Origin of the sequence: Flavobacterium sp. PL11 (genome assembly GCF_035985025.1) — a bacterium.
Taxonomy (GTDB): Bacteria; Bacteroidota; Bacteroidia; order Flavobacteriales; family Flavobacteriaceae; genus Flavobacterium.
Genome location: NZ_JAXCIA010000053.1, coordinates 1 through 9,258, shown reverse-complemented (window position 1 = coordinate 9,258; position 9,258 = coordinate 1). Strand labels below are relative to the sequence as shown.

Sequence of the window (9,258 nt, the reverse complement as noted above, 5' to 3'; positions counted from 1 at the left end):
TATTGTCAGTTCGAGCGCAGTCGAGAACCTTCATTCGTGAACCGCCATCGTAGATCCATCATTGAATCTCGACTGCGCTCGATTTGACAAAAAATTTAATGAGAAGATATTATAAGAATTATTCCAAAACCGTTTTAGACAATTAAGGTATTTTGTAAAAATTATAAATATTGTTTATAAAAGACTTCATTGTCAGTTCGAGCGCAATCAACCGCATATTAGTGGCAATAGTTAGATGTAACATATATCTGGAATATCGCGTCAACAGTTACAAATAAGTAGTTTAGAAGATTAAATCGCCTCAGATAATCCTGCTGAAGCTACGGGACGTTTTATTGAAGCTTTTGTAAAGCACATCTCCCTCGAAGCACTTGGTTTTACGCTCCAAATTACAAAGTTCTTAGGTAGCCCCAGTTTTGAGAGTAAGCTGTTTCTTAAAATCTATTTATACGGTTACCTCAATAGACTAAGAAGTTCTAGAAAGTTAGAAAAAGAGTGCGTTCGAAATATTGAATTACAATGGCTCTTAAAGGCTATTTGCCCAAATTATCATAGCATTTCCTCCCGATATCGATCGGGATTAGAAAGCAGAACCCCGCAGGACTAAGAAAGCTATTCAAACTCTTTGTTTCTTTTTTGAAAGATTTCGATCTGCCTGCTATTGAAACCATAGCAATTGATGGCACTAAAAGTAGAGCGCACAACAGTAATAAAGTTAATTTCAATTAAAGGAAGAACCCAATAATACCTCACAGAATTAGAAAAATGGAGAACACAGTTTGATCATGTTAGTGTACAACATCAAACGCACGACAAACATTCTGGAAATTCGCGATTTAATTAATAAAATCCAGAAATGGAATACAAAATACCCGCCAAAAGAACATGCCTCGATTAAAGCGACCTTTTTTAAGCTCTTATGTTAGTTCAAAATTACCAGACAATTATTTCTATCTCCAAAAACCGCCTCTCTTACAAGCGAATATTGTGCGAATAGGAAAGGAGTTATTGAGTTGATTTACAAAAAAATCGGAGTAAATTCATAACCTGACGTTCCCCGCGCTGGACGTGCGTTGCCAATAAAGGCGAAATGAGGACTTTCAGAAAGATGAAGTTTTTTCGTGAAAACAAATGTTCCAGCAAGACAAACTTTGGCAATGGCGCATAACGTGTATTGGGAAAAGCTGCTCGTTAAATTACACTGCTTAAATATTCGTCTGCGGTCATAATAGGAATTGACGAATTTTTAAAATCCTTGCCATTCCGTGTAATAATTATTGAGCATGAAGATTGAATGGCGCTAAAATATTGTACCGAGTCCTCGAAATCAGCAAATCCTGAATTTAACGCTTTTACAACCGTTTCCTCATTGACTTCGCAAACGTGACAAATGATCTTAAATTTCCTTAGTTTGTTTAATACAGAATCAAATGATTCATATTTACTCAGAACATATTCTATTGTTGTGAATGAAATAGGAGAGGAAACAAGTCTAATTTTCTTTTCATCTGCAAGAGTCGCTACTTTTGCAATTGAATCGTAAAATGGACTTCTTTTAGCTAATAAATCTAAAATTACGTTTGTGTCCAAAAATATCTGTATCATTTGTATTTCTTGTCTAAATAATCAGCGCGATCTTTTTTGTAATCATAATCAGTTGGGATTGAATATTTATTTCCATCACTAAGACTTTTGACAAAGGGCGAAATTTCCAACTCGTTTTTATTGGATTTATCAGAAGTCAAGGAATTTAAGTAGTTTTCAATTAATCGCGACAAACTTAGTTTTTTGTCAGAAGCATATTGTTTTGCTTTCTCAATTACTTCTTGATTAAGTTTTAATGTCAATTTCGTATCCATAGCAATAAGATTTATACGTACAAATATACATAATTTATTACGTAGATAAAATTTTGGATGATTTTTTTTGCAATTTCCCCCAACGTCAGTCTGTGAAAAAACTACCGTTTTATTTGAATCAAATATAGTATTTAATTTTGGATATTAGCGAGAAAATTTGTACATTTAAAGATGCAACATATATCCGGAAAATCGCATAAACAGTTACAAATAAACAGTTTAGAAAATAAAATCACTTTGGATAATCCTCCCGAAGCTTCGGGACGTTTTATTGAAGCCTTTGTAGAGCATATCTCACTCGCTGCACTTGGTTTTACAGTGCAAACTATAAAATCCGAAGGTCGTCCGAGTTTTAACACTAAGTTGTTTCTTAAAATCTATTTATACGGGTACCTCAATGGACTAAGAAGCTCGAGGAGGTTAGAAAAAGAGTGCGTTCGCAATATTGAATTACAATGGCTCTTAGAAGATATCTGCCCGAATTACCAGAGCATTTCCTCCCGATATCGATCGGGATTAGAAAGCAGAACCCGGCAGGCTTAAAAAAACTATTCAAACTCTTTGTTTCTTTTTTGAAAGATGCCGACCTGATTGGGGGTGAAACCATCGCAATTGATGGCACAAAAAGCAGAGCGCACAACAGTAAGAAAGCTAATTTTAACCAAAAGAAAATTGACAAACACTTGGCTTATATTGAAGAAAGAACCCAAGAATACTTGAGCGAATTAGAAACAAATGATGTAAAAGACAACACAGTAACCGTTACTAAAATCCAAGAAAAAATAGCGCGTTTAAAGAAAAACAAAATCCGCTATGAATTACTGGAAGAAAAACTAAAAGCCAGTGGTGATACGCAAATTAGTACCACTGATTCTGACTCACGCGCACTACTGGTTCAGGGAGTTGTGGTCGAGATAAGTTACAACATCCAGGCAGCGGTAGACAATAAACACAATTTAGTAGTTGCTACGCACACCATTAATCGCAATGATCGTAACGCATTAGCAGCCATAGCCATCGAAGCTAAAGAAAATCTAAACGTAGAAACTTACACGGCTTTGGTAGACAAAGGCTACCACAACGGACGCGAAATCACTCAGTGCAAGGACCATAATATTACCACTATTGTAGCCCAACCTGCCCAAGGAAAAAGCAACGAAAACGGCACACAACCCGATTATTTTGTATCTAAATTTGTGTACAATAACGACACCGACACCTATACTTGCCCACAAGGAAAGACTTTAAAAACCACTGGAAGCTGGCATAAAAAAACGGGTCGGTCAGAGAACAGCGGTTATAAATTTAAGAAATACCGTACGCCAGACTGCAAAGAATGTCCAATGAAAGACCTTTGCACCAGTAGAACAGGGGGAAGGGAAATTGACCGAAGTGAGTATGCTGATGCTGTTGAAGAAAATAATAAACGCTATAAAGAAAACCCACAGTTATACCGCACACGACAGGAAATTAATGAGCATATTTTTGGCACTATCAAACGGTCCCGAAGCTTCGGGAGGGCTACAATCACACCAATTTAACGGGACTCGAAAAAGTAAATGGCGAACACAGTTTGATCATGTTAGTGTACAACATTAAACGCACGATGAATATTCTGGGCGTTCCCGATTTAATTGATAAAATCCAGAAATGGAATGCAAAATACCCACCAAAAGGGTATGCCTTGATTAAAGTGACCTTTTTTAAGCTCTTATGCGAGTTCAAAATTAGTAAACAATTATTTCTATCTCCAAAAACTAACTCGCTTACAAGCGAATTTTGTGCGAATAGGAAAGGAGTTATTGCGTTAATTTGAGCAAAAGTGGGGTAAATTCACAGCCTGACGTTATGCTACTTTGAGATGGTGGGGAGTTCGTAACCGCTCAATTTTCATTTTTGTAGAAAGTTGAAGCGAAACGGTAATTCCACTAAAACCCCACTAGCTCAAAATAGCGGTTGCAAGAGGTTTTTATTATACAATTAATTTTATTAGGATTTGAGCCTATTCTTCTGGTAACATTACGGTTGACCATTTTAAATAGGTTCCATCACTTTTCTTTATTATTATGTAAATTTGAAATGGAATAGAATTAACATATAATTCACTCAAAGTCTTATACCGACAATCTAGATTTGACAACTTTTCTGGTTTTCCAATATCAATGAAATTTATGGAAAATATAGGAAGTTTAATATACTCACGCCTCTTCTGTTTATTTAGTATATCATTACGTTCCTTAATTACCTTCTCTCTTTTCTGTTTTGATTCATATCCATTTATGTAAAAACTTATAGAAATACTTGAGGTATCTTTACTCACAGAATAATTTGCCACTAACGAATCAGTCAAGTCTATCAGAAATGGAATATTATCAATGTTGGGTTTCTGGGAAAAAATTAAGTTTGAAGATACAAACATTAAAAAAGAGATAATTATGGGCTTAGTTATTGACATGATACGTTAGTTTTTATAAAGTTTTTATAAGTTGATAAAATTTGTAACCTTTGGTCTTGAGGCAATTTATTCCATGCAACACTAGGAACTTGAGGCAATCCAGTTGTACTATCAACTTGTCCTTCTCCCATAAGACCAATCCACGCTAATGAATTATAAATTTCATCTGAATGTATATTGTTATCAAATTGCTTTAATACTTCAACAATAATTTGTCTATAATGCTGAGCCATTACTTGGTGTTGTGCATCAGAAATTTGTTGACCTTTTGGTACACTATATTCGTACCTCATATAATAATCAAAAAGTCCCGGAAAATTATTTTTTAAATTGTTAATATAAGTTTGCCATTGTGTATTAGTATAATTATTGATATTTACATTTGGAAGGTTAGCACAACTTAATAATTTTCTATAGATTTCTGCATGTAATAGTTCGTGAATAAATGTTCTTGCAATATCCAGTTGTGGACGACCTAGGTTATTAGGATTAAACATTATATTAATCATATAATTTTTTGGTGCAATTGTAACAGCATTTACTAATGGGTAGTTAGGGTGTACCGCTGTGCTAAGTTTTAAGTTCGCCACAGAGAAATTGCCACCAAATTTCTTTAAATAATATTGATAAGTTACTGCTCCACCTAGCTTATCATACACTCCTTTTAAACAAGGATTATTTTTAAATGATTTGTCTTCGATTACTCTATAATCAAAATCAACTTCCGTACTATTATTTGTTTCTATTTCACTGTCAATCACTTCTTTTAAAAAACTCTCAATTTCAGGAGTTACAATGATTATTTCATTTAAGTAAGATTTAATGTCTAGTAATTCCTCGCTATCTCTATTATTAAACACCCAATTAAACTGGTGGAAATTTAGATTTAGCTTATCTCCAAAGTTTAAGGCTGCTTGTGCTTCGTTCTGTGAATTAGTTGAAAAATTATTTAAGATTAAATGCCAGTCTATTGTACTTTTAATATTAGACTGTGGATCTGAATGGTAATAATTTCGCTCTTCTTTACTTAGTTTTCCACTTTCAAAATTCTTTAATTCCCATGTATAAGGCACTGTGTTAGGAGCTGTAACAATTCCGTTGTCATTATCATTTCCACCACCAGAAGTTGAAGTGCCACTACTAATATTTGGGTCAAAATTACCGCCATCACCACCAGAACTACCTGAGCAAGGTGAAGAAATAATGTCTAAGTAAACATAAAACTCATCTGCAGTACAACTAGGTCTACCAGGGTTTCCCTCGCGATGTCCTTCTCTTCCATGGCTGCATTCGTATGTGATTATTACATCATCAATGCAATAATCCAATTGGCTTGATTTTGAGGAAATTGATGATTTGGATTGTAATAAATTGCCCGTATTAAAAATATCATTATTAACAATCTTTACATTACCACTAAAATGTTGGCTTGTATCGGTAAGCCATTTTTTGGATGGAATATATTTTAAGATATACGATTTGTAGATTTCTTGATTGTTGTTAACATAAAGAACTAAATTATAAAACTCGTCGTTTTCAGTTTGAGCTAGGATAGTAAAGGTGTAAGTTGTAAAATTGTCCTTCCTGATTTTAATGATATTGTCTTTAAGTATAGTCGCATTGCTGAAATTACTTGTGTTTTTATCATTAATACTGGATTTAGAAGAAGGTTTATTAATATCAAAAAACGGACCTAAATTTCCAGTCTGGTTACTTAAATTTGTTTTAGATTTGAATTCTTCAAAAGAAATCTCAGTTACAGTTCTTTCTTGTTGTAGTTCTTTAGAAACAATATCATCGTTTTTTTCACAATTGCAAAATAAAAGAAGTAATCCAAAGGTTAGAATTCCGATTTTGAATGATTTCAATAATTTATTTTTCATAACTTTCAGGTTGGTTTTGGTTAAAATCTCTTGCAACGTCAGACTGTGAAAAAACCACCGTTTTACTTGCATCAAATATAGTATTTAATTTTGTTTATAAGCGAGAAAATTTGTACATTTAAAGATGCAGCATATATCCGGAACATCGCGTCAACAGTTACAAATAAGCAGTTTAGAAGATAAAATCGCTGTGGATAATCCAATTCGATTTATCGATGCTTTTGTAGAACACATCTCACTTGAATCTGTTGGGTTTACGGTGCAAACACTTAAAAGCGAAGGTCGTCCGAGTTTTGACACTAAGTTGTTTCTTAAAATCTATTTGTACGGTTATTTAAACGGGTTGCGAAGCTCAAGAAAACTCGAAAAAGAGTGTATTCGTAATATTGAATTGCAATGGCTTTTAGAAGATATTCGCCCTAATTACCACAGTATTTCTGACTTTCGAAAAGACAATCCTTCGGGACTCAAGAAACTCTTTAAACTTTTCGTTTCTTTTCTAAAAAATGCCGACTTGATTGCTGGGGAAACCATCGCCATTGACGGCACTAAATCTCGGGCTCACAACAGCAAAAAAGCCAATTTCAACCAAAAGAAAATCGACAAACACTTGGCTTATATTGAAGAACGAACCCAAGAATATCTGACAGAATTAGAAACAAATGATGTAAAAGACAATACAGTAACCGTTACTAAAATCCAAGAAAAAATAGCGCGTCTAAAGAAAAACAAAATCCGTTATGAATTACTGGAAGAAAAATTAAAAGCCAGTGGCGAACCTCAAATTAGTACCACCGACCAAGATGCCCGTGCTTTGTTAGTACAAGGAGTAGTGGTAGAGGTGAGCTACAACATCCAGGCAGCGGTAGACAATAAACACAATTTAGTGGTTGCTACTCAAACCATTAATCGCAATGATCGTAACGCACTAGCAGCCATCGCTATCCAAGCTAAAGAAAATCTAAAGATAGAGACGTACACGGCTTTAGTAGACAAAGGCTACCACAACGGACGCGAAATCACGCAGTGCAAGGACCATAATATTACCACTATTGTAGCCCAACCTGCCCAAGGAAAAAGCAACGAAAACGGCACACAACCCGATTATTTTGTATCTAAATTTGTGTACAATAACGACTCCGACACCTATACTTGCCCACAAGGAAAGACTTTGAAAACCACTGGAAGCTGGCATAAAAAAACGGGACGCTCGGAAAACAGCGGTTATAAATTTAAGAAATACCGTACACCAGACTGCAAAGAATGTCCAATGAAAGACCTTTGCACCAGTAGAACAGGGGGACGAGAGATTGACCGAAGTGAGTATGCTGACGCTGTTGAAGAAAATAATAAACGCTATCAAGAAAACCCACAGTTATACCGCACACGACAAGAGATTAATGAGCATATTTTTGGAACTATCAAACGCCAATGGGGCTACAATCACACCAATTTAACGGGACTCGAAAAAGTAAATGGCGAACACAGTTTGATCATGTTAGTGTACAACATCAAACGCACGATGAATATTCTGGGCGTTCCCGATTTAATTGATAAAATCCAGAAGTGGAATGCAAAATACCCACCAAAAGGGTATGCCGTAATGAAAACGACCTTTTTTAAGCTCTTGTGCGAGTTCAAAATTATCAAACATTTATTTCTAACTCCAAAAACTAACTCGCTTACAAGCGAATTTTGTGCGAATAGGAAAGGAGTTATTGCGTTAATTTAAGCAAAAGTGGGGTAAATTCACAGCCTGACGTTTCGCGGCTACACAAAGTGCAAGGCTTCGGTACTACAATTATTAATATTTAATTTTATGTTTCTTGCGAAACGGAGATTCCACTAATTCCTTGCATTTTTTGTAACCGCTGTTATAGGCGGTTTTAATTATTTATAACTTAATTGATAACTCTAAATGTCCACCTAAACCAAGTTCAACAATTTTTTGTAATGTTGAGAATCTTGCTTCTTTTACATTATTCTCAATTTTCGAAATATATGATTTTGTTGTTCCAGTTTTTTCTGCAAGTTGTTCTTGCGTCAAACCTTTTTCAATTCTCGCATTATGAATCATCGCACCGATTTTGAAGTTTTCATATCCAGCATCTAAATCTTCACGTTTTTGAGTTCCAATTTTCCCGAAATGATTGTCCTTGAATTGTTCAAGTGTTTTCGTATTATTATTTTTCGCTTTCATATTCATTTTTTATTTTAATTGCTTTTTCTATTTCTTTTTTCGGAGTCTTTTGTGTTTTCTTTTGGAAACCGTTCGTCAAGATTATTAATTGGCCTTGATCAAAAAAACAAAAGATTCTAAAAATGTCACTTCCTTGTTGAGTTCTGATTTCATAAAGTCCGTCAGTATTTTCAATATGTTTAAGATAAGTTTCAGGAACTCTTTCTAATTCTTCGATTAATTGTAAGGTCCAGATAATTTTATCTTTTACTTTATCACGTTGTTTTACAAAGAATTCTTCAAAGTAATCTTTGTAAAAAATAATTGTTCGAATTTTTTGTTTGTTACTCATTGTACAAATATACAAAAGTTGTTCTAAAGTGAAACTATTTTTGATGAAATATCTTATGTAGATTTTCCCTCTTCAAAAATCGCCTATAACGTCAGTCTGTGAAAAAACCTCCGTTTTATTTGCATCAAATATAGTATTTAATTTTGGATATTAGCGAGAAAATTTGTACATTTAAAGGTGCAACATATATCCGGAACATCGCATAAACAGTTACAAATAAGCAGTTTAGAAGATAAAATCGCTTTGGATAATCCTGTTCGTTTTATCGATGCTTTTGTAGAACACATCTCACTTGAATCTGTTGGGTTTACGGTACAAACACTTAAAAGCGAAGGTCGTCCGAGTTTTGATACCAAAGTCTTTCTTAAAATCTATTTGTACGGTTATTTAAACGGGTTGCGAAGCTCAAGAAAACTCGAAAAAGAGTGTATTCGCAATATTGAATTGCAATGGCTTTTAGAAGATATTCGCCCTAATTACCACAGTATTTCTGACTTTCGAAAAGACAATCCTTCGGGACTCAAGAAACT

The 9,258-nt window shown here is 34.4% G+C and carries 12 protein-coding genes; 6 read left to right on the top strand and 6 right to left on the bottom strand.

Features of this window, described 5'->3' with window-relative positions; translation table 11 throughout:
- Nucleotides 1–295 precede the first annotated feature (295 nt).
- Nucleotides 296–607, top strand: a complete 312-nt coding sequence (locus RCH18_RS15660) for a transposase (RefSeq protein ID WP_326937715.1) — start codon at nucleotides 296–298, stop codon at nucleotides 605–607.
- Nucleotides 608–1,191: 584 nt separating this feature from the next.
- On the opposite strand, the gene RCH18_RS15655 is transcribed toward RCH18_RS15660, so the two are convergent.
- Nucleotides 1,192–1,605 (bottom strand): PIN domain-containing protein, encoded by a 414-nt coding sequence (locus RCH18_RS15655; protein ID WP_326937714.1) that lies wholly within the window; start codon nucleotides 1,603–1,605, stop codon nucleotides 1,192–1,194.
- The gene (locus RCH18_RS15650; protein WP_326937713.1) at nucleotides 1,602–1,859 is read right to left on the bottom strand and encodes a DUF6364 family protein; all 258 of its coding nucleotides are present in this window, start codon (nucleotides 1,857–1,859) and stop codon (nucleotides 1,602–1,604) included. The genes RCH18_RS15655 and RCH18_RS15650 overlap by 4 nt, the downstream gene beginning before the upstream one ends.
- A gap of 171 nt (nucleotides 1,860–2,030) precedes the next feature.
- Here RCH18_RS15650 and RCH18_RS15645 point away from each other — a divergent pair, with 171 nt between their 5' ends.
- The 3 genes from RCH18_RS15645 to RCH18_RS15635 are packed head-to-tail and all read left to right on the top strand — an operon-like array spanning nucleotide 2,031 to nucleotide 3,675.
- Nucleotides 2,031–2,402: a transposase gene (locus RCH18_RS15645; RefSeq protein WP_326937712.1), complete on the top strand. Its 372-nt coding sequence runs from the start codon at nucleotides 2,031–2,033 to the stop codon at nucleotides 2,400–2,402.
- Between the two features lie 29 nt (nucleotides 2,403–2,431).
- Nucleotides 2,432–3,400, top strand: a complete 969-nt coding sequence (locus RCH18_RS15640; RefSeq protein ID WP_326937711.1) for a transposase — start codon at nucleotides 2,432–2,434, stop codon at nucleotides 3,398–3,400.
- Between the two features lie 38 nt (nucleotides 3,401–3,438).
- The gene (locus RCH18_RS15635) at nucleotides 3,439–3,675 is read left to right on the top strand and encodes a hypothetical protein (protein WP_326937710.1); all 237 of its coding nucleotides are present in this window, start codon (nucleotides 3,439–3,441) and stop codon (nucleotides 3,673–3,675) included.
- Between the two features lie 186 nt (nucleotides 3,676–3,861).
- Here RCH18_RS15635 and RCH18_RS15630 read toward each other — a convergent pair whose 3' ends face one another.
- Together RCH18_RS15630 and RCH18_RS15625 are read right to left on the bottom strand one after the other, a co-directional pair.
- The gene (locus RCH18_RS15630; RefSeq protein ID WP_326937709.1) at nucleotides 3,862–4,314 is read right to left on the bottom strand and encodes a hypothetical protein; all 453 of its coding nucleotides are present in this window, start codon (nucleotides 4,312–4,314) and stop codon (nucleotides 3,862–3,864) included.
- Nucleotides 4,305–6,197: a hypothetical protein gene (locus RCH18_RS15625; protein WP_326937708.1), complete on the bottom strand. Its 1,893-nt coding sequence runs from the start codon at nucleotides 6,195–6,197 to the stop codon at nucleotides 4,305–4,307. Before RCH18_RS15625 ends, RCH18_RS15630 begins: the two co-directional genes overlap by 10 nt.
- Before the next feature lie 124 nt (nucleotides 6,198–6,321).
- On the opposite strand from RCH18_RS15625, the gene RCH18_RS15620 reads away from it, so the two are divergent.
- On the top strand, nucleotides 6,322–7,929 hold the full coding sequence (locus RCH18_RS15620; protein ID WP_326937707.1) for an IS1182 family transposase: 1,608 nt from the start codon (nucleotides 6,322–6,324) through the stop codon (nucleotides 7,927–7,929).
- A gap of 162 nt (nucleotides 7,930–8,091) precedes the next feature.
- Here RCH18_RS15620 and RCH18_RS15615 read toward each other — a convergent pair whose 3' ends face one another.
- On the bottom strand, nucleotides 8,092–8,397 hold the full coding sequence (locus tag RCH18_RS15615; RefSeq protein ID WP_326937706.1) for a helix-turn-helix domain-containing protein: 306 nt from the start codon (nucleotides 8,395–8,397) through the stop codon (nucleotides 8,092–8,094).
- Nucleotides 8,381–8,728 carry a type II toxin-antitoxin system RelE/ParE family toxin gene (locus tag RCH18_RS15610; protein WP_326937705.1) on the bottom strand — a complete coding sequence of 116 codons (348 nt, stop codon included), beginning with the start codon at nucleotides 8,726–8,728 and terminating at the stop codon, nucleotides 8,381–8,383. The genes RCH18_RS15615 and RCH18_RS15610 overlap by 17 nt, the downstream gene beginning before the upstream one ends.
- A gap of 177 nt (nucleotides 8,729–8,905) precedes the next feature.
- Between RCH18_RS15610 and RCH18_RS15605 the strand changes: the two genes are divergently transcribed.
- Nucleotides 8,906–9,258 (top strand): transposase (locus RCH18_RS15605; protein WP_326937704.1); only part of this gene is annotated, 353 nt, incomplete at its 3' end.